General features: G+C 61.0%; 1 protein-coding gene. It reads left to right on the top strand.

Going from position 1 to position 461, the window contains the following annotated elements; genetic code table 11:
* Nucleotides 1–71 precede the first annotated feature (71 nt).
* Nucleotides 72–461, top strand: a 390-nt coding sequence (locus AACY49_RS30835; protein WP_339528086.1) for a hypothetical protein, incomplete at its 3' end; no start/stop codon positions are given.

Here is a 461-nt window from a genome sequence, read left to right as displayed (position 1 = left end):
ACCGCCATCTACGCCAAGGTCGACCTGCCGATGCTCATGAAAATCGCGCAGCCATGGCCGGGAGAACCGTCATGCTGAGCACGCAGATTGCCAGATACGTCTCGCTGTATCGCAGCTTGGGGCGGAAGTTCTCGGAACAGGAACGACTGCTGCGCCAATACGCCGCTTTCGCTGAACGCTTCGGTGACCGGCACACCCGAGTGCAGCGCATCTACGACTGGTGCCACACGGCAAGCTCGCAAAACGTGGCTCGCCATAGGTACGACGCTGCTCGTAACTTCAGCCTTTTCGCTCATGCCGAGGACCCAGACAACGAAGTCCCGCCTGTCGGCGTTTTCGGCCGGGGGAAGCGGCCACGTCCCACTCCGACCATAATCGAAGCGGACCAGGTGCGGGCGATCATGGCGGCGGCATTGAACGTTCCGCCCCATGGCACGATTAGCCCATACACGTACCATTAC

It is taken from the genome of Pseudomonas sp. EL_65y_Pfl2_R96, assembly GCF_963970905.1.
Taxonomy (GTDB): Bacteria; Pseudomonadota; Gammaproteobacteria; order Pseudomonadales; family Pseudomonadaceae; genus Aquipseudomonas.
The sequence above is the reverse complement of the archived record's forward strand: the minus strand, read 5'-3'. Positions and strand labels throughout refer to the sequence as shown.